This window comes from Streptomyces sp. Edi2, assembly GCF_040253635.1.
Taxonomy (GTDB): Bacteria; Actinomycetota; Actinomycetes; order Streptomycetales; family Streptomycetaceae; genus Streptomyces.
On record NZ_JBEJGX010000001.1, the window covers coordinates 109,439 to 127,959 of the forward strand.

Consider the following 18,521-nt stretch of genomic DNA (forward strand, 5'->3'; position numbering starts at 1 on the left):
GCAGTTCCTGGATGCGATCGCGCGGGGCGTACGAGCGCCCGGCACCGCCGTCGTGCTGTGGAGGCGCCGGGCGTGCAGCTGTTGCTTACCGGCTGTTGTGCGGGTGGTCGGGCAGCATCCCCGGCCGAACGCCCGCCCTCACGAGTGTCGGCGTGCTGGCACAGGGCGCCGTGGGAGCGGCCGCGGTAGTGGCCGCGGGCGTTCGTCGCGTACATATGTACCTGGCCTTGCGCCCGGTGGCGGAGGGCTGGACGACAACGACGTTGGCGCGCTCGCAGGCGTCGAGGCAGTCGGTGACCCGAACGGTCGCGGTGCCGTCCAAGGCCCCTCGCAAGTCGCGGAGTTGGGCGATGTTGTCGAGGTCGGGGACCTTCGGTGTGCCGCAGCAGTAGCCGCGGCACACCGTGACCGTGGGGGCCGGGCCGATCCCGCCCCGGCGCCCGGTGCGGAAGCGGCGCGGCGGGAGCGTTTGCTCATGCGGCACCTCGTCGGACGGGGTTCTTCCAGGCGGTTTCGCGCAGCAGGCGCAGGCCGTTGAGGCCGACGATGACGGTGGAGCCTTCGTGTCCGGCGACGCCGAGTGGCAGCGGGAGGGTGGCGATGAGGTCCCAGGCCACCAGGGCGGTGATGAAGATGCCAATGGCCTGGCCGAGCCCGCTGTCGCCGACTGACCCGTCGGCCGACGCGGCCGCTACGCCGCGCGCGGCCGGACGAACGGCCAGGCGGCGCGATCACCAGCCGTCCGGCGTCTTCGGGAAGGCGCCGATCGTCGGCAGACCCAGCCGGATGCTCTCCCGCTCCCGGCGATTCCGGCCCAGCCGGTACACGTACCGATGCACACCGCGATGCCGCTGATTTCGTGCTCCCACGGCCACCAGCGCCTCCCGGAGCCACACCTTCGGGTCGGCTCCGACACGAAGGGCCGGAGCCCCCAGGCCGATCAGTAGCTTTTCGGCATACTCGTGCCCCTGCTCCTGGCGGCGCACCTTCTGGGCCATACGCTCGTTCAACACCACGCCGTTCGGCAGCAGCTTCACGGTCCGCGGCGTCGCCCGGCCCATGTAGATCGCGTTCGTGGCCTGGTAGATGGTGCCGACGTGCCCGACAGCCACCGGGGCTCCCGAGGCATCCCTACGCGGTACGGGGTCGGCGAACGAGACGATCCCGCGCACGCCGAGCACTAGGAGCTCGTCGAAGCAGCGGGCCAGGAACCAGCTCTCGGCGTTCGCCGGGCACTCGTCCATGAGGACGAACCGCGAGCACTCCAGCGACTCGACGTACGGCTGGAGGTCCGGCAGGGGCCGGGTCAGCACGGCTGCCGTGACCGGCACCCCGAACACGGCCACCCCGCACAGCTGCGCCTCGCCGGCGCCGATGTCGTACAGACCGAAGCGGAACCGCGCGGAGGGGAAGGACCCGGAGTAGTGATGCCCCACGACGAACTCCTTCGCCGCGGTCTCGGGCAACGCCTCGACCGCGTATCGCCGGGCATCGAACCCGCCCTCGCTGACATGGCGGAAGGAGTGCCGTCGGCCTCGCCACCGTTGACACCAATCGGAGGCGTTGGGAATCTCGGTCAAGTCGTCGAAGGGGAGAGTGTCTTGGACGAGACTCAGCATTCGGGAGCCCATCACCCTGCTACCGTCATCGACCAAGCGGCAACACGCGAAAACCGTCCGCAGAACCGCGAGCACACCAGCGAGCCGCGGCTCGGCTCCAGTTCGGGAAACGTGGCCGAGAGCACGTGCGCGCCGGCCGGGGTGCCGAAGACGGCGACCCCGACCAGCTCCAGGCCGCTTCCGCCGTCGTGAAACAGGCCCAGGCGATGACTCGCCGACGGATAGCTGCCCGAGTAGTGGTGCGCGATCACGAACGCCTTTGCCACCGTCTCCGGGACGGGGCCGACGCTGTACCGGCGGTAATCGAAGCCCCCGTCACGCACGCGCCGCCACGAGGGCGTGCGATGGGTCCAGCGCCTGCACCAGTCGGAGGCGGTGGCGACCTCCGCCAACTCCGCCAGCGGCAGGGCCTGCTGATGCGCAGCGATCACAGGGACTCGGCAAACAGGCCCGCCGGGGCGTCCGGCAGCGGCGCCCACCAGATCTTCGTGGCGAGGCGGCACTCGAAGACCTGCGTACAGCTGTCGTCCGTGGTGTCCAGGCTGTACCAGCCGTCGGTGTTGTAGGTGACGCACACGGTGGTGTCCTGGGTCGGCTCGATGGCGCTGCGCGTGGCCTGGCCGCCGAAACGGATCCGCAGGTTGGTGGTGCGCGCACTCGCGCCGGTCTCCCGCAGCGTGGTGGCGCGCCACAGGGTGAGGTCCTGCTCCGGGGTGTGCGCGATGCGTCCCGTGTCCGGGTAGAGCATGAGCCGGTTGGACAGGGCCGGGGCATCACCGCGCTTGCCGATGTAGACCAGCCAGCCCTCGGCGCGGCCGCTGTTGCGCTGTCCGGTCTCGAGATGGGGCGCGGCGAGCAGGTAGCCGGCGCGCGGGGTGCCGACACCGCGGCTGTCCGCGCCGAGGGCGTGGACGTGGTCGCCGGCGTTCAGCGCGGCAACGGTGCTTTCCAGGTCGACATGCAAGGCGGAACTCCTTCGAGGAGAACGAACGATGTGATGGCGGTGGGGTACGCGGTAGCGGAGGCCGGGCGCGGGTGGGGCGCGCCGGGCGGCCGACGAGGTGCTCGGCGAAGCTGGGGTGAGTGCCGCGCGCCCGGCCCGGAGCGACTCTTGTCGCGGCGGGGGCGCCGGCCACGGCAGGGGGGACTGGCAGGCGACGGCCGCCAGATTGGGAAAGCGGCGCGGGGGCGCTGGTGAAGACCAGCGCCCCCGCGTCACCGCTATGCGACCTGGACCGGCACGAGGACGACCGGGGTCCCCAGGGAGAGGAGGGCCGTGAGCTGGTTGAGGTCGAGGGCACTCGGGAGGTGCGCGATGGTGGTGGGCTGGACGTCCTCAGGCTGCGGCGGCAATCCGCCGAGGATACGCAGTTCGGCACGGACCAGGCTCCGGGTCTCGGTCCCCCCGGGCTCGTTCACGCCGGCGCTCCTGGCCGTCTCGTCCATCCTCGCGTCGGTGATCTTCCGGACGTATGCCTCTGTGACCTGGCCTCTGCGCTGACGGAACAAGTCCATGGCGATGATGCGCGCCTTGCGGCGGCGGTTCCAGTCCTCGCAAACGCTTCCGGGGGTGCCCGGGGGGAAGACGTCGCGGGCGGTGGGCATCGTGTTCATTGAACTCCCGGCGAATTGGGACATTATGACGGTAAGGGATGTGGCGTCGGGTGTCGCTGCGGTCAGGTGGGCTTGGGGCGACCTGTGAGGCCCGAGCATCCCCTACTCCCCTAGTGTATGTTCTGGCAACATACACGTCAACAGTGGGAGGGCTTGGTCGCCGCGTGCGCAGAGCGCATATGTGACGTACACATACACTGACGGGATGGCCTTGTTCCGCACTTCGTACCGCATCGCTGCCGACGTTCTGCTTGACGCGCTCGCGGCCGCGGAAGCCGAAAGGTTGTCCCTCCCTAGCCTGGCGACGTTCCTGCTCCGGGGATTCGTCAACGGCACGATCACGGTGGAGCGGACGGACTACGAGGTTGGGGTGCCGCGTACAAACAAGGACCTCGCGCTCGACAGGGACTTGCTGCGGGAGGCCGATGAGAAGCGCTGCGCGGAAGAGGTGGCACAGAGCATGGCGCATCTGCTGGAGATCCTCTTCCGCGCATCCGTACGTCACGAGGTGACCCTTGAAGCGTCGGGACGGGCTGGAGGCAAGAGCGGGCACCTGAAGCCTCGATCGTGAAGGGATGTCCATAACGCCAGATCGGCGGGGCTGTATGCGCGATGAGCTCATACAGCCCCTCACTGCCGTGACGGTGCGGCCGCAGCAGACACCGAGGTTGCCCTGTCGCTCCGCTCCGGGAAGCAAATGCCACGACAGGTTGACTGACAGCGCTTCCGCGACGCGCGATCAGTCCGCACGCGGGCGGCGTGGGGTCGGGCCCCGCCTCTGGGCCTTTCGGGCGCTCCGCTGGGCGTTGGCCGCCCGCTGGAGCGCGCGGAAGGTCTGGCCGCCTTGGCGCCGCTTCTGCGCCGGCAGGTTGTTCGCCGGTATGCCCAGCGTCTCGGGCCCGTAGGCTCCGCGCAGGTCGGACGGCGCCTGAGAGGTATACCCAGCGTCAGCCAACGCCTCCTCGTCCGGGAACACATCGACATGGAGGTGCCCCGGGGCGATCAGCTCATCCTGCGTGCCGCCGTAGGAGTACCGGTAGTAGAAGTTAGCTGGCGAATCCGGTCGCACTCGCTCTTCGAAAAGCGCCACTTCCTTGGTGTATGAGTAGAAAACAACCTCCGGGGTACTGCGGATGATGCGCAGCCACGCCTCCAAGTACTCCGCCGAAAAATAATCACCACTATCATGGATTCGAACGTGAGTTCGAGAACCTTGAGGGTGGTACCGCCGGTGCTTGAGCTCGGCAGTCATCTGCTCTTCCCACTCCCGCGGGGCGTCGAGGACGTACTGCAGGTTGTTCTGGTGCGAACGAAGCACGTTGGAGAAGCGGTACGTTCCAGCTCGCGCATAACACAAATCTTGACAAATGCCTGCGGATGGGCAGGTATTGTAAGTGCGGCCGTCGGGCAGCCGACCTGCGAAGGCCGGCAGGGACCACTTCCATATGCGTTGTGTGGCGCAGCTTGACCGCATCTCGCGCAGAAGGAATCGAGGTCGAGTAGGTGCGGCGGCCTCGGGCTCGGTGCTCACCTCGGGTATCGACGTGTCGTTCATCGTTGTCCTCCCATCGTTGGCTGTTCAAGGTCCCTCGGGGCAGTAGCTCCAGTGGGTTGGATGGCGCAGGCGCGGCGCTACCGCGAGTCGGCACAAGCGGGCGGCGGACCAGGACACGGTGAGACTGCAGGTCTTACTCAGCCGACCAACAGGGGCGCAGGCAGGCAGGCCAGCGCGGCGCCCAGATGGCGACCGTGCTGCCAAGCGAACTCCCTCGCAGATTCCTCCAGTTCGTCGAATTTGCGGGAGGCAGTCATCTGGTGGGAGTGCTGGCGGTAGAGGTAGACGACGTGCGGCAGCAGCTCGCCCGGGGCCCCACGTCGGATTCGGGTCGATCACGACGATCGGGAAGATCGCCCCGAGGCCGTAGTAGGCAGCCTGCGGCGAGTTGGGAGTCGGGGTGCCTGCCGGGTGTCCGGTGGGCGCGATGGGCGTGGTCACAAGTCTCCAGAAGTCCAGACCCGTGGGGGCGCCGCCGGAAGGGGTGGCGGCGCCCCCGCAGTGCCGGCCGAATCGGTCACCGCCCGAGGGGGAGTGGGCGGAGTCGCGACTGCGGCCGCGGTCCGGCCGGAGGAAGGGGGTAGTTCCTCCGGCCGGTGGCTCAAGGAGTTGGCCGGACGGGATATGTTGCGGGGAGGACTCGCCGCAACGTCGGACGACTCACGGAGCTGCTGCTCGTCACGTCGGTCTCCCCGGGTGGTGGTCTGGTTGTGGCGTGTGCTTCTGCGGACAGAGACAGCGTCCTGCTCGGCGAAAGCACATGCCAGAAGACTATGAGCGCCGGCCTGTGGATAATTTCTGCTGCCGGGCGCTGGTGGGGACACCGGACCGGGGGGGGCGGCTGCTCGCGATACTTGGCGGGCGCACCGCAATGATCACGCGATATGCGATTTTCGCCTGACCAGGAGTCCGGTCCAGCCACGGATCCGCCAACTGCCGCGAGCAACACTCGCCAACTGCGGTGAGCGGAAACGCCGTGACCAGCCACGTTGCGCAGCTCCGCTCGCCGGCCAGCGTGAGGGGGCGCAGGAGGCCGGATCAGTGAGGCCCTCTTGGGTATTTCGGCACGCCGGTGGGCGGGCGCATTGTGCGCCCGCCCACCGGCGTGCTGTTAGCGGAGCCGGGTGTCGTCGTGGAGGGATACTCGGCCGAGTTCGATGGTTCCGTCCGTGAGCTTCCACCATGTCATCCGGGGTGCCGCCGGGCTGTTGTTCTTGATGTTGCACCTCCAGGCGGTGGCTCCGTCCCCTCGTACGAGCTGAGGGGCGCCTCGGGACGCACGGGTCTTGTGCGGGCGAACCTGGCGCCCGGCCAGTTCGGCTGCGCGACCTGTGAGTACATCGGTGACGATGTCGATGACGTCGCGGCGGTGTGCGGGAAGTTTGCCGTCGAAGGAGGCGAGCCAGTCGGGCCCAAACCGGTAAGGACGCAGCGGCCAGTCCTGGCGCTCGTTCTCGGTGTAGCGCCAGAGCCAGACCTGCTCGATCTCGTAGCGGAATTGCTTCTCCGAGTCGCCGTAGATCGTCGGCGGGAGGAGGAAGGACGGGTCGCCGTCGTGGGCGCCTTTGAGTTCGCGCTGGAGGCCGCGCTTGTCGCGGCGTGCGGCGGCAAGGTCCTTCGTGACGGCGTCGAGCCGGGCGAGGAGCTGGCGGTTCTCCTCGGCGAGTTGGGCAGTTCTGTGATCGGAGGTGCTGGGGCTTGGTTCGCTGGCGGTCTGGGGGGTCCAGACGGATGCGATGCTGTGGATGCGGGTCATGATGTGCCGTATCGCATCAGCAGCCCGGCGGGCGTTGACGTAGACCAGCGGATGACGCTCGGCTGGATCCTGCTCGCTGGCGTCTGCCAGGAAGATGCGGATGTACCCCCCGTATGTGTGCCATTTCTCCGGCAGCGCTGCATCCAGGGCCCAGGCCGCGTCCTGGTCGGCGAGGACCGAGACGTCCGCGCGTCCCCCGAGACGTTCGGCGAGTTCGGCCGCGTCGATCAGTGGTTTGTCGCCATTGCGGGGAGAAGTGGTGACGAGCACCAATGGGAGGATCCTGGAGGGGTCGAAGACTGTTGCCACAAGGTCCGGGACGCGGTCGGCAGCCACGTATTGCACTCCGACGTGAGGTGATGCCGCCAAAGGCGCCAGATCGCTTGAATTCGACGGGCGTGCGCGCTTTTGCGTGCGGGCGGCAGTTCGGGGCATGGGCTCTCCTTGCCTCTTCGCGGGGCTGACGCTTAAGATATTATCTTCAGGGTGGATCTTGGTCAACTTTGAAGGTCCACCCACGCCCCGAGGTAAGCTCCTCAACCCCCTTGCGCTGAAGCGAAGTTGGTAGCCGGAGTTGGAGGATGTGGGCGGCAACAGCAGCCGCGTCGCCCTTGACGGAGCACCTCGAACAGGGGCAGCGGCGCGGCCAAGCCCACAGGGCTCCGGGAGCATGCCGCCGCGGCCGCGCTTGCGCAACACACGGTTTGCCCAAGGAGAACAGATACGAAGGAGTACCGATGTCCGACAGCGTGAACGTGTACCTGGACCGTGAGGCCCTGGCTGAGACCGTGCTGCGGTTGATGATGCCGATCAGCCACGACGGCTCAAACGGCACGGTTTTCGCCACCGCGACCGAGCTCAACGGCGTTCCGACCAATCCTGCCAGCCTGATTCGGGTACACCGCTATGTGGAGGAGCAGATGGCCGACGTAGCTCGGTATGGCGAAGACGAGGAAGCGGAGATGGACCGCCTCAAGGAGCTCTTCGGCGATGACTGGGCCCCAGGCTCAGAAGGCGAGGGCACCCTGACGGCCGAAGAGGCCGACCCGGACGCCGACCAGGCGATTGCTCACCGCATCATCGTCGCACTGGCCACGGCATTCCCTCTGCCGGCAGAACAACGGGCGGCTCTTCCCGTCGCGGAGTAGCGGCACACCGACACTGGTGCCGGCACTGGTCCTGCCAGTCAGAACGGCGTCAGGATTTGAACCTACGACCGCTGGGTGATGAGCCCAGCGAGCTACCGAGCTGCTCCACCCCGCGTCGGTAGACAGAAGGGTGAGCCGACCAACACCGGTGATCACGAGGCGTCCGGCGTCAGCTGAGCTGATTTCTTACGCAAGCGGGGTCAGGGCGGCGGCCGCGTCACATCGCTGGCAGGCGGATGCTCCGGGGCGACGCAATGCTGTCAGCGCGCCGTCGAGGTCCAGTTCGGCGCCGGCCTGCGGGGCGTCCGGGCAGTCGTGGTCATGCACCACTGTGCCGCCGCCTGTACGGTGCGGGAGTCTCTGGACGCGCCATCCCCATCGCGCGGGCGGTGGGGCAGCCGCGGGTAGCGGAGTGGTGGGGACAGAGGAGTAGGAGACTCCGTCGACGGGTCGGACGTGTTCGGTCTCCAGCCACACCACATACTCGACCGCCTTTGCCCCTTCCTGCGTCGCTGACCACATCGGCAGCCCCACCTTGTGCATCCATGTCGATCGGGTCTGCTGCCGCTCGTGTAGGCGCCCGCGGACCTTCTGCTCCCCGTCAGGCAGCAGCACCCAGATCGGTGGCGGTGGTGCGTGTTGCGGCATGCCCCCACGGTAGACAATGCTTTCTCGCGTGGGCCCTGAGGGCTCCGCCCGCCCCGAGAGTGCGGAGTGCTGCTTACCGGGCGTCCCGCGCCGCCCGAACGGATCTTTCAAGAGCGGCGAGCAGGTCGCCGAGTGGCTGTGGCTGCGGCGGCGACTCGATCTGCCGGTCCGCGATCTTCGCATCCACCAGCGCCTCCAGTGCGTCTCGGGAGCGGTCGCGCAAGTCGTCCCCCTCCACACCGGTCAATTCATGCATCAGCAGTTCGGCCAGCGCCATCTCCCGGTCGGTGACGGGGGTTGAAGGGGCGAGATTGCCCGGGTCACGGACTTCATCGGGCCACAGCAGGGTCTGTAGCACCAGCACACCGTGGCGGGGTCGGAGTATGGCCAGGCGCTCGCGGGTGCGGATCACGACCCGGCAGACGGCCACGACCCCGGCGCGGGCCAGGGCAGCCACAAGAAGCGAGTAGGCACGCCCTGCGGCCTCGCCCGCAGGGCCGGCGTAGTAGGCCCTGCTGTAACTGATCGGGTCGACATCGTCGGCTGGCACGAATCCGTGCACCTGGACTTGGTGGCGCGTCGCCAGAGGAAGGCGGTCCAGGTCAGCATCCGTCAGTTGCACCATGCCTCCGTCGCCGGGCAGCTCGAATCCGCGGCCGACGTCCTCGTAAGGGATCTCTTCTCCGTCCAGCTCGCACACCCGCTTGTGCCGGATCCGCCCGCCGTCCGCCTTGTGGATCTCCCTCAGTCGCACGGCGTGCTCAGCGGTCGCGGAGTACAGGCGGATGGGCAAGTTCACCAGGGAGAACGAGATCACTCCGGTCCACACTGCCCTTGGCGGAGAGGCGTTCATACGTCCAGCGTCCGCCGTGTGTCACTTCACCGCACAGCGAACTTTCGGGGAGCGCCATCCGTACAGTTCCGTCACGCTCAGTGACTGTCCGTTGTTGGTGGGCGGGTGTCAGTCGCACGGCACAGACCGCGTAGCATTCTTGGCGTGTCCCTGCCCATACGGGGGGAGGGCAGGGACACGCCCATACGCTACCAATGATCTTGCTCTGCGCGGGGAAACTTCGCGCGAAGGTCGCTATGAGGACCGTACTACGCACCGTAATCGGCGTGAGCGACGGAGACTGGGCGGCGAGATGTGGTCCGCCCGATCGCGATGTATTCCTCGACGCCTCTGGCTTTCAGCAGCCTTGTTGGCTCTCTGCGACCGTCGCTGCCCACGCGCCGCCGTCAGGCTGGCCCGCCGATATTGACGGACCGCCGTTCATGCGGCGAACGCTGCGGGCTCATCCAGGTGCCGGGCCGCGGTGCGCCAGGCGGCGGCGACGGCCTGGTGGGCCGCCGTGGTCGCGGCCGCAACGTCGGCGGAGAGTTGCAGAGGGACGCCGAGGTGTACATGCATCCGCGGCCGTCGGGCCGGGGCGGTGAGGATGCCGGCGAGCTGCTTGGCCCGGCTCCCGGAGCTGATGCGGCGGGCACCGGCCTGGCCGAGGGGCACGATGGGCACGCTGGCGGAACAGGCGAGTCGTGCGAGGCCGGTGCGGAAGTCCTCCGGTGCGGCTTCGGCAGCGTCCTTGCGGTGGGGCAGCCGCCCTTCGCCATAGATGAGAACAGTGCGGCCGGCTCGGAGCGCGGCTGCGGCCACGTCCAGCGCGTTCGCCGCGTGGGTGGTGTTCCGGTGGACGGGAATGTGGCCGTCACGGTTGAGGAGACGGCCAAGGACGGGAATGCGCCACAGGCCGGCGGCGGCGAGGATGACGGGTTCGACGTTCCAGCGGCGCAGCGCGGCGAGGACGACGCCGGGGTCGACCAGGGAGGTGTGGTTGGCGGCAATGATGGTGCCGGGCTCCGGGGCGGCCGCTCCATCGGACGTGATCGTCAGGCGGCCGAGGGTGGGGACGACGGCGGAGGCGATGCGGCTGAGCACAAGACTCCTGCGGGTTCAGGCAACGGGATCTTCATCCTCGCTCCCGGAGGGGTCGCGTGCCTGAGTTCGCGTACTCATCTTTCCTGCTGCTCCGAGCAGGTGTGCGGCTGCGTGGTCAGCTTGTCCAGGCTTTGAACTGGGCTGCGATCTGACGGACGTCGACGGCGCCGGCCAGGGTCTGTTCGACAAGGTCGCCAGCGGCTTCGGTGGTGACCTTGGGGGTCAGCCCGCAGACGGTGAGGAAGCCGAACGCGACGCTCAGAGCGAAGATTTCGTTCGAGTGCGTGAGAGCGGGGATACGCAGGAGGCTTTGGAAGAGCGCGGCGGCTCGGTCGTGTGGCTCGGGGTAGATCGGCTGGTCCAGGATCTGGTCGCCATGGCGAGCTACGGCGGCGGCGGTTGCGCCCCAGTCTGCTAGGTCTGGCTTGTCGCGTAGGCGCTGCTCGATGATCTCGAGGAGCCAGGCACGATCGATCGTGAGTTGCACGGAAGGTGTGTCTCCGCTCAGGCAGCGTTATCGGCGGCTCGGGCCGGTCCGAAGCGGCGGGCGAATCCCCCGCCGTGCTCGTCGATGGCCGCCTGGGCGCCGTTGAGGAACAGCAGCCTGGGCACGCTGGCCTCGAGGAAGCTGCCGACGTACGCGATGGGGTCGACGTGCTCGGCCTCGGCAGCGCGCTTGAACGCGTCTGCCGTCTCGTCGCTCAGCTGGACGTGGAATTCCTTCGCCATGCCGCCACGGTAGCGGTTGGTGGCACGGCGCGCGAGGAAATGGGCGTCTTCCGGCCCCTCCCGCGCGAGGGCCCGCCCGAGGACCGGCGCACGCCAGAGTCTGGCCGAGCCATCACCGCGAAAGGCTGTTGGCTTCGCCGCCCATGCCGTCTTGCTAACCGCTACGCGATCGGCAACCGCGTGCACAGCGGCGGAATCACATCGGTCTCCAGGGCGGCAGTGACCAGGCGCACCATGCCCTCAGGTACGCCCGACCCGAACGGCACGCCTTTTCGACGCGTCATCAGGCACATGTTGAAGATGTCGATCTGGGTGCGGAGCAGGCCGGTTGGCACCGGGTGGCCCAGACGGCGCGTGACTCCGTCCTGAAGCTCGGTGATGTCCGCCGCTTCAGGCAAGGTGTCGGCGATCGCGCCCACGATCAGGTCGTACCTGGTCATGATCAGGTACGACCTTCCGGGGGTGGACCTCCAACGAGGTGCCGTACTCGTTGCGCCGCACCGTCACCGTGAACCCGTCCTTCTCCAGGGCCTCGCGCAGTCGGCTCCGCGGCTCCGGTTCGTCCATGGCGTACACCACGACCAGGCCGGACCAGTTCTCCGTCCGGAGGCAGAACTTGTCGAGGCGCAGCCGGTCTACGAGCTGGCTCACCCTCCCGCAGGTGTTATTGAGGTCTCCGATGTGCACCGGGTCGAGCGACATGTCCCCGCGGACGATGTGGTGGGGGTAGCGGGCGGGGGAGTTGAAGAAGTCGACGAGCCATTTCCCGTCCATACCTAACCTCCGGTGGTCTCGGGGCCGCCCTGCGTCGGTTGGAGTAAGCGAGTGGCCTGCGCCGTGGTTTCCCGTGGGGATCAAAGGTAGGTCCCATGGCCTGGGGTCATCCCTGGGGTTGGTTGGCGAACGGTCGAATCCGGTCGCTGCACCTCCTTGCTCACCGGCCTCGCCACTGAACTCGAACCCCATCGGGCCGCTCGCCAGATCGGCCCGGTCATCGAACGCCTTGCTGGTACTGCGAGTTGATCTTGCCTCTATTTCCATCGTGCCCGCACACAGCGGCAAGATGCGGCCTATGAGGCCGGTGTGCTGAGCACCTTGCTGTCGTGCAGTTGCTGAAGAATCTGCAGGTATTGCTTGTGTGGTGCGCGCCGGGCGGGGGCGGGGGCCGGCGAAGGGCGTGGGTCGGCGGGCCGGATGCTGTCCCGGGCGTTGCGGTATCCCGGGTGTCTGTCCTCGTCCGCGCGGACCAGCTCCGGTGTTTCCTGCGGTGCTTGGGACGAGTGCTGGCGGATGCCGGCGAGGGCCTCGTGGAAGCCGGCGCACGCATCTTCGCGTGTTCGGGCTGGTGCGGGTTCTTCCTCGCGTGCCGGCTGCTGACGCAGGGTGGCCCGGGCCTTGCGGTACTCGCCGGGGATGGGCTTGGCGGCGAGTGGCTCGTGAGGGGCTGCCGCCGGGGAGAGTGGTTCCGCTGGCGGCTCGGAGCGTCTGCGGGGGCGTTGGTCGGGTGAGAGGATGTGGATCTTCCGGACGGTGCCCTTCCCGAGTTCCTCGTTGACTTGGCGCAGCAGGTCCGCGGCGATCAGTTGGCCTTGGACGAGCCAGGCGCGGGATGCGGGCAGGAGGTCGAGCTGGCGGCTGTCGTCGTGGAACGCTTCCGCGCCCAGTCGTTTGGCGATGTTGGGGGTGACGATGGCGGACCACCGCTCGATGACCGTGCCACCGGCAACAGGCTCTTCCCAGCCCCGCTCGATGACCAGGTTTTCGACCGCGCCGCCCAGGCGCATGGGCTCACGCCCGTCACGTCGTGCGGACTGGCGTCGTGCGGGCTTCCGCTGTGCGCGGCCGCGCTCGCCGCGTTCGGCGGCGGCCTTCCTGGCCTCGATCAGGGCGTTGCGGGCGAGGTCGACGCCGCTTGGCTCGTCGGAGTTCATGCCAGCGCTCCGTGGGTGTGCAGGACCAGCCGTCCGGTGCCGGCCAGGCGCTTGATCTGGTCGACGAGCTGGTTGGTGAACAGTCGGCGTGCGTAGGTCTCGCCGCAGCGCGCGATGGTGGTGCGGACGAGGAGCGGGTCCTTCTGGGCGGCGGCGCGCAGGTCGATGATGTCGTCCCGGTTCAGCTGCTCCAAGGCGATGAGTCCGTTCTCGCCGGCTTCGTAGGTCGGTGCGTCGTTATCGGGATCGGTGCGCTGGCCGAGTTGGGTGAAGGCGGCGTTGACCTGCTGTGCCACGGCCCGGCTGGTGGGTGCCTGCCACTGGCCTTCCCATTCGGCGTGGCGGGCCTTTTCGGCCTGGCGGGAGTCCTGCCACCAGGCGACGATCGCGGCGCGGCGCTCGGGGGTGTTGTAGAACTCGGCGGCACCGCGCAGGCGGGCGGCGAGGAATCCTGAGGGGCGGTGGACGCGGTTGGCGGGGTTCTCCTGGCTGATCACGGCGATGACTTCGGTCGTGGTCCAGCCGGCGTCGGCCACGTGGCGCACGATCCAGGCGATGCGTGGGGTGCTGGCCCGGGCGAGCCACGGCACCTGGGTGATGAGCTCCTGGGCGAGCTGGTAGCGGCGGCCGATGCGGTTCAGTGAGCGGGTGTGGCGGGTCGGGGTCTTTGGGGTGGTGGAACGGGGCTTCCCGCTGGCGAGCTTGCTCTCAGAGGGAAGAGGAGTATCACCTGCAGTGGAAAGACCTGGGGTAGTAACCACCATTGGGGTGCAAGACGCGGTGGCTGAAGCAGGCACAGCGGCATTCCGGTTGGCGCGCTTTGTCCGCTTCCGCGGAAGGGGGCGCCGGGCCTTCCTGTGGAGCTGCTTCATGAGCGGGATCTGCTCCTGGGAGAAGCCGCGCACGGAGCGGATGTGGGTATCCGAGGGGCCGGTGCGCAGGCCGAGGGCCTCGTCGTATACCGGGGGGATGGTGCGGGCGTACTCGCTGGCGCGGCCGCCGACGCCGGCGATGCGCGTGCCCTTGGACTGGTAGGTGAGCAGGCCGGTCTCGCGAAGGATCTTCAGGTGGTAGCGCGCGGTGCGAAGGGTGATCTGCAGCCAGCTGGCGACGTTGGCCGCGCTGGGGCGGCACTCCTTGAGGTGAGCGAGCGCACGCGCAACGCGCAGCGTCGTGTGGCCGACCTTCTTGGGGCCGTGGGAGCGGTCGGCGGCGTACGGGCCGTGGTCGTAGAACCAGTGGACAGCTTCCAGCCAGACGTGGCCGTTCGGCGCGATGCGGCCTTTGGTCGCGTTGATCCACTGGTCGGCTTCGGGCACGGGCCCGGTGGTGTGCCGGTCCGGCCGGGTGCCGGGTGCGGTGGTGGGCACGGGGATTCCAGGTGTGGGGGTAGGCGAACGAGACCCGTGGGCGCGCGGAGGCGCAGGGTCTATGGCGGGGTTCGGCCAGCTCCGGTGGTTCAGGCGAGCGAGAACGCCATCTGCTCGGGCTCGGTCGGAGCCTGGGCAGGGGAGGTCTGGGTAGAGCGGTCCGCGGCGGAGCGTGTCGGCGGGTGGGTTGTGCGCTTGCGGGCCGGGGCGCGGTCGGCAACGCGCCCTGCGGGGCGGATTGATGCTCTGTGCGCGGGAGTTCGGCCGGCGATGCGCGGGAGCGGCGGGTTTTTGGCGTCCTCGGCGACGATGCCGGCCAAGCGCCGGATGTTCTTGGCACTCAGCTTGGTCATGATGCGCACCCGGTACTGCGACAGTCCCTGGGTCAGCAGCTCCATGGCGATGAGCTCGGCCTTTGCCCGGTCCACGTTGTAGACGGGCCAGGGCCGGGCTGGCTGAATGACGGCCTTCTTGCTGGCCGCGACCTCGTCGGTCTCGGCGGCCTCGTCGGCCTCGTCGGGCACTAGACACCCCCCTGGGACGAGCTGAACTGCGCCTCGACCACCACGCGCTTGGAGTGGCCGTTGGCCGGCCAGCACGTGATGAGGGTCAACAGCTTCTTCGTCGGACGGGCGTTGGGGTGGTCCGGTACCCGTGCGACGACGTTCACGTCGGTGGGGTCGACGACACGTACCCGGGTGACGGTGTAGGTGTAGGTCGTGCGATCGGCTGCGGTGACCTTGATGGCCGATCCGGCCTTGATGCGGTCGATGTCCCGGAAGGGAGGCGATGCGACTCCGCTGCGGTGACCGGCCAACGCGAAGTTGCCGAGCTGCCCGGGCTCCGCTGTGCCGTCGAAGTGACCTACGCCGGCCTGCAGTTGCTGGTTGCCGACTCCCTCATAGACCGGCTGGGACCAGGTTGCTCCGAGGGCCGGGATGCGCAGCACTTCGTGGATGCGGCCGCCGACTCCGGTGTCGGGGGTGCTGCTCACGGCGTGCTTGTTGTCGCTGGCGGCGGGGTTGCTCTCGCTCCAGTTGTGGAGGGTCTTGCGGGCTTGGTCTCTCGCCTTGCCGGTGTGGTCGGGGGCTTCCTTGGTGGCGGGGTGGGAGGTGGTGGTGAGCGGGTCTTGCTCCGGGGTGGTGCGTGAGGCGGCCTCGGTGGTCTTGGTGGCGGTGGTGACGGGCTCAGGCCCGTTGTTCAAGCGCACCGCGGTGAGGCCGATGGCGACTGCGGCCGCTACGGATGCGCCGATCAGGAGGTTCCGTCGTGTGCGGGAGGCGCGAGCGGCGTCGCTGGAGGAGGCGGGCTCGGCGGCGTCGGAGGCATGGGTGTTTTCGGGCATGGGGCATCCATCCAGCGCGTGAGATCGGCCGAGTGATCTCGGCTGTGGGGGACGGCCGCGGGGCGGGAGGTGCTGGGGGCACCGGTCTCCGCCCCGCGGCCGTTACTTTCGGCGGGACCTTGGCAGGTCAGGGTGTGTCAGGCGCCGGTCTTCGGCAGGACGTTGCCGGGGAGGTGAACCGGGCGGGGCCGGGGCGCCGGCTTCTGCGGGACCTTGGTGTCGGTGACCGAAACCTTCGCGGTGACGAGGTCACCAACGCTCACCCGCTGGTCGGGGGCGAGTCGGTATCCCTCCGCGGCGCGAACCTCGTGCACCGTGTAGGAGCCCGGTGCCAGGTCCTTGACCTGCCAGACGCCGTGAGCGTCCGTCTTGCCGCGGGCGACGGTCTTCCCGTGGCGGTCCTTGACCTCGAACTCCACACCGACCATGACCTTGTGGTTGTCGGCCGCGGTCTTGACCACCTTCAGTCCGCCGTGGGCCGTGGTGGCCTTGAGGTGCGCGGTGGCCGTGGCGGTGGAGTGGCCGCCGGCGACGACGACGCGCTGCGCCTTGCCGTTGCCGGGCGTTTGGGCGTGAAGGGTCGTGCTGGGCAGCCGGGCGGCGGTCGCCTGCAGGTTGATGGTGCCGGACTTCGACGCGGTGATCGTGGTGCGGGCGGTGCCTGCGATGTTGGTGGTGACCGAGCCGGTGCCGGAGGCCGCGCCGGAGACCTTCAGGTCCAGCTTGGTGTTGGGCAGCTTGTGCCCGGTCGCCGAGGTGATGTCCAGGGTGACGGGCACCTTCGCGCCCGGGGAGACCTTGGAGCCGGCGTGGATGTTGACCCGGTAGGGGCCGGCGAACCGCTCGGCCTCTTGCATGTACGTATTGGCCAGGGTCTTCACCGACGCCGGGACGTTCTTGTACGAGAGGCGCTCAAGGGCGCGCTTGCCATTCGGCAGGGCGTAGTCGCTGCCGCGGTTGAGATAGGTGTAGATGACCGCGTCGACCGCGGCCGCCTGGGCATCGGTGGGCTGGCGGGTGTCGGACAGGACGAAGGCGGCACGGTTGAAGTCGCTGCTCGAGACCTTCTTGCCGGTGGCCTTCGACGTCCAGGACTTGAACGGCGTGATCGGGCTGTACTTCCCGCCCGCCGCGGGGCCGGGGAGCGTGGGGTCGGCGCAGTAGGCGTGGGCTATCGCGTGCGGGAAGAGGCTTCCCGGCTTTCCGAACGCGCCGAGGTGGCTGGCGCCGGCGTGGCCGGCCGAGTCCGGGATCGAGTATCCCGGGCCGTACTTGTCATATGCGAACGCGTTGGGTGCCAGTAGAATGCCCGTGCCCAATGCCACCGTCGTGCCGAGCACGACCGCGAGCCGAGTTCGGCGGTGTGCCTGCGGGCGCGCTGTGGGTGATGCCACACTCATCCATGTCTCCCTACGGGGATGTCAGCCGGGCCCGGTCATTTCAGGTTCCGACGCCATTTCATGGCCGGGCCCGGCGGCCCGTCCCCTTGTCCGGGGCGGGCAGTTTGTGGTGAACGCAGTGGTATGCGTCCTGGATGATGATCTCCATCATCAGGTTACGGAAAGCAAGTTACAGCCTTCTCGTAACCTGATCAAGTGGCTAGAGTGACCTCGTCACCCCGCGCACCCCCCAGGAGCACTTCAATGCCCGCCCGCAAATTCGATCCCCGCAAGTTCCGTGCGGCCCGCCAGGAGGCGAACAAGACCCAGGCAGCGGTGGCCGCCGAGCTCGGCAACGTCAAGGAGACGGCGGTCGCCAAGTGGGAACGCGACGACACAAAGCCGCACCCGGAGATGTTGCCGCAGCTGGCGGAGATCGTTGGCCTTCCCCTGGACGCTCTCGCCCCTCGGGAGGGTCTGCGAAATCTGGCTGACCTCCGATGCGACGCCGGCCTCTACCTGAAGGACACCATCAAGGTCCTTCAGAAGGTGTCCCCGAAGACCCTGACCTCCAGCGCCGTTCACAAGGCCGAGAAGAAGTCGCGCAAACTGTCCGAAAAGTACGTGGAGCCGCTTGCCAAGGCGTACGGCGTGGATGTTGACGTACTGCTTGCGGCGCAGGAGCGGACGTGGGGCAACAACGTTCCCGATCCCGCGACGACTTCCACGGAGCGGCAGGACGTGCCGCGCACCCTGTCTGAGAAGATGCGGTATTTGGTGGATCACACTTACGGAGGTGGCAAGTTGCCGCCATCGGATGCTGAGATCGCCCGGACGATCAACGTGACGGCCGGCGCGGTTGTCATCTCGGAGACCGGCGTACAGGAGCTCAGGTCGGGGAGAGGCGACGATCGCCCTACCCCGCCGGAGATCCTGGACGGCTTGGAAGCGGCGTACAACGCGCCTGAGGGGTTCTTTCATCCTGACAGGGAGTCCGTGGTCCATGACTTGGCCGCGGCACTGGAGACAGCTGCAAAGTTGCGTGGCGTGAAGATCGCGGCCCGAGGGGGCGACGGAGCTTTGAGTGGCTCGTTCCTCAAAGTTGTCGAGGGACTCCTCGACCAAATCGAGGAAGGCAACCTCCCCGGCATCTCCTCCGACGAGCTTGACTAAGCACACCCCTCGTTCGCCGAAACCAAGCTTGGGCGTGCTGAACGGCACTGGCATGTCCTGAGGTTGAATTCCCCTACCAGGCCCCGAGCCGGACCGCTTCGACATCCACCGCAAGGACAAGGCTCACCTGACGCTCGGCTTCGGAGTCCACTACTGTCTTGGGGCGCCCCTCGCCCGGCTGGAGATCCAAACTGCGCTGGGCACTTTGCTGCAGCGCTTCCCGGGACTCGCGCTCGTCGGCCCGGCAGTCGAGCTGCGCTGGCGGCCTTCCTTCCGCAGCCACGCGCTCAAGTTCCTGCCAGTCGGGGTCGGATAGAC

Annotated in this window: 23 protein-coding genes and 1 tRNA gene; 4 read left to right on the top strand and 20 right to left on the bottom strand. The window is 68.2% G+C overall.

Features of this window, described 5'->3' with window-relative positions:
- Window positions 1-473: 473 nt before the first annotated feature.
- The 5 genes from ABR737_RS00615 to ABR737_RS00635 all read right to left on the bottom strand — a co-directional run bounded on the left by ABR737_RS00615 (window position 474) and on the right by ABR737_RS00635 (window position 3,224).
- Window positions 474-617, bottom strand: a complete 144-nt coding sequence (locus tag ABR737_RS00615; RefSeq protein WP_350248160.1) for a hypothetical protein — start codon at window positions 615-617, stop codon at window positions 474-476.
- Between the two features lie 114 nt (window positions 618-731).
- Entirely contained in the window at window positions 732-1,580 is an 849-nt protein-coding gene (locus ABR737_RS00620) for a Mom family adenine methylcarbamoylation protein (RefSeq protein ID WP_350248161.1), read from the bottom strand.
- 50 nt (window positions 1,581-1,630) lie between these two features.
- Window positions 1,631-2,050, bottom strand: a complete 420-nt coding sequence (locus ABR737_RS00625; RefSeq protein ID WP_350248162.1) for a Mom family adenine methylcarbamoylation protein — start codon at window positions 2,048-2,050, stop codon at window positions 1,631-1,633.
- Entirely contained in the window at window positions 2,047-2,583 is a 537-nt protein-coding gene (locus tag ABR737_RS00630) for a hypothetical protein (RefSeq protein ID WP_350248163.1), read from the bottom strand. Before ABR737_RS00630 ends, ABR737_RS00625 begins: the two co-directional genes overlap by 4 nt.
- A gap of 257 nt (window positions 2,584-2,840) precedes the next feature.
- The gene (locus ABR737_RS00635; RefSeq protein ID WP_350248164.1) at window positions 2,841-3,224 is read right to left on the bottom strand and encodes a hypothetical protein; all 384 of its coding nucleotides are present in this window, start codon (window positions 3,222-3,224) and stop codon (window positions 2,841-2,843) included.
- A gap of 214 nt (window positions 3,225-3,438) precedes the next feature.
- Here ABR737_RS00635 and ABR737_RS00640 point away from each other — a divergent pair, with 214 nt between their 5' ends.
- Window positions 3,439-3,804, top strand: a complete 366-nt coding sequence (locus ABR737_RS00640; protein ID WP_350248165.1) for a hypothetical protein — start codon at window positions 3,439-3,441, stop codon at window positions 3,802-3,804.
- A 168-nt stretch (window positions 3,805-3,972) separates the two neighbouring features.
- Here ABR737_RS00640 and ABR737_RS00645 read toward each other — a convergent pair whose 3' ends face one another.
- Entirely contained in the window at window positions 3,973-4,788 is an 816-nt protein-coding gene (locus tag ABR737_RS00645; RefSeq protein WP_350248166.1) for a GP88 family protein, read from the bottom strand.
- A gap of 1,111 nt (window positions 4,789-5,899) precedes the next feature.
- Window positions 5,900-6,814, bottom strand: coding sequence for a hypothetical protein (locus ABR737_RS00650; protein ID WP_350248167.1), 915 nt, complete (start codon window positions 6,812-6,814; stop codon window positions 5,900-5,902).
- A 467-nt stretch (window positions 6,815-7,281) separates the two neighbouring features.
- Between ABR737_RS00650 and ABR737_RS00655 the strand changes: the two genes are divergently transcribed.
- A complete protein-coding gene (locus ABR737_RS00655; protein WP_350248168.1) occupies window positions 7,282-7,692 on the top strand; it encodes a hypothetical protein in 411 nt (136 codons plus the stop codon).
- A 41-nt stretch (window positions 7,693-7,733) separates the two neighbouring features.
- Here ABR737_RS00655 and ABR737_RS00660 read toward each other — a convergent pair.
- The 13 genes from ABR737_RS00660 to ABR737_RS00720 all read right to left on the bottom strand — a co-directional run bounded on the left by ABR737_RS00660 (window position 7,734) and on the right by ABR737_RS00720 (window position 17,051).
- Window positions 7,734-7,807 (bottom strand) — tRNA-Met (locus ABR737_RS00660).
- Window positions 7,808-7,878: 71 nt separating this feature from the next.
- Window positions 7,879-8,340, bottom strand: a complete 462-nt coding sequence (locus tag ABR737_RS00665) for a DUF6233 domain-containing protein (RefSeq protein ID WP_350248169.1) — start codon at window positions 8,338-8,340, stop codon at window positions 7,879-7,881.
- Between the two features lie 73 nt (window positions 8,341-8,413).
- The gene (gene ku, locus ABR737_RS00670) at window positions 8,414-9,193 is read right to left on the bottom strand and encodes a non-homologous end joining protein Ku (protein ID WP_350248170.1); all 780 of its coding nucleotides are present in this window, start codon (window positions 9,191-9,193) and stop codon (window positions 8,414-8,416) included.
- Between the two features lie 420 nt (window positions 9,194-9,613).
- Window positions 9,614-10,276, bottom strand: a complete 663-nt coding sequence (locus ABR737_RS00675) for a lysophospholipid acyltransferase family protein (RefSeq protein ID WP_350248171.1) — start codon at window positions 10,274-10,276, stop codon at window positions 9,614-9,616.
- Between the two features lie 115 nt (window positions 10,277-10,391).
- Window positions 10,392-10,763, bottom strand: coding sequence for a fic family toxin-antitoxin system, toxin component (locus ABR737_RS00680; RefSeq protein WP_350248172.1), 372 nt, complete (start codon window positions 10,761-10,763; stop codon window positions 10,392-10,394).
- A 17-nt stretch (window positions 10,764-10,780) separates the two neighbouring features.
- On the bottom strand, window positions 10,781-11,005 hold the full coding sequence (locus ABR737_RS00685) for a hypothetical protein (RefSeq protein ID WP_350248173.1): 225 nt from the start codon (window positions 11,003-11,005) through the stop codon (window positions 10,781-10,783).
- 161 nt (window positions 11,006-11,166) lie between these two features.
- The gene (locus tag ABR737_RS00690; protein ID WP_350248174.1) at window positions 11,167-11,445 is read right to left on the bottom strand and encodes a hypothetical protein; all 279 of its coding nucleotides are present in this window, start codon (window positions 11,443-11,445) and stop codon (window positions 11,167-11,169) included.
- Window positions 11,396-11,779 (bottom strand): hypothetical protein, encoded by a 384-nt coding sequence (locus ABR737_RS00695; protein WP_350248175.1) that lies wholly within the window; start codon window positions 11,777-11,779, stop codon window positions 11,396-11,398. Before ABR737_RS00695 ends, ABR737_RS00690 begins: the two co-directional genes overlap by 50 nt.
- 296 nt (window positions 11,780-12,075) lie before the next feature.
- Window positions 12,076-12,936, bottom strand: coding sequence for a DciA family protein (locus tag ABR737_RS00700; RefSeq protein WP_350248176.1), 861 nt, complete (start codon window positions 12,934-12,936; stop codon window positions 12,076-12,078).
- Entirely contained in the window at window positions 12,933-14,306 is a 1,374-nt protein-coding gene (locus ABR737_RS00705; protein ID WP_350248177.1) for a transcriptional regulator, read from the bottom strand. The genes ABR737_RS00700 and ABR737_RS00705 overlap by 4 nt, the downstream gene beginning before the upstream one ends.
- An 89-nt stretch (window positions 14,307-14,395) precedes the next feature.
- Window positions 14,396-14,830, bottom strand: a complete 435-nt coding sequence (locus ABR737_RS00710; protein WP_350248178.1) for a hypothetical protein — start codon at window positions 14,828-14,830, stop codon at window positions 14,396-14,398.
- A complete protein-coding gene (locus ABR737_RS00715; protein ID WP_350248179.1) occupies window positions 14,830-15,651 on the bottom strand; it encodes a sortase in 822 nt (273 codons plus the stop codon). The genes ABR737_RS00710 and ABR737_RS00715 overlap by 1 nt, the downstream gene beginning before the upstream one ends.
- 137 nt (window positions 15,652-15,788) lie before the next feature.
- On the bottom strand, window positions 15,789-17,051 hold the full coding sequence (locus tag ABR737_RS00720; RefSeq protein WP_350248180.1) for an MSCRAMM family protein: 1,263 nt from the start codon (window positions 17,049-17,051) through the stop codon (window positions 15,789-15,791).
- 243 nt (window positions 17,052-17,294) lie between these two features.
- Between ABR737_RS00720 and ABR737_RS00725 the strand changes: the two genes are divergently transcribed.
- Entirely contained in the window at window positions 17,295-18,203 is a 909-nt protein-coding gene (locus ABR737_RS00725) for a helix-turn-helix domain-containing protein (protein ID WP_350248181.1), read from the top strand.
- Between the two features lie 67 nt (window positions 18,204-18,270).
- The gene (locus tag ABR737_RS00730) at window positions 18,271-18,519 is read left to right on the top strand and encodes a cytochrome P450 (RefSeq protein WP_350248382.1); all 249 of its coding nucleotides are present in this window, start codon (window positions 18,271-18,273) and stop codon (window positions 18,517-18,519) included.
- Window positions 18,520-18,521 lie beyond the last annotated feature (2 nt).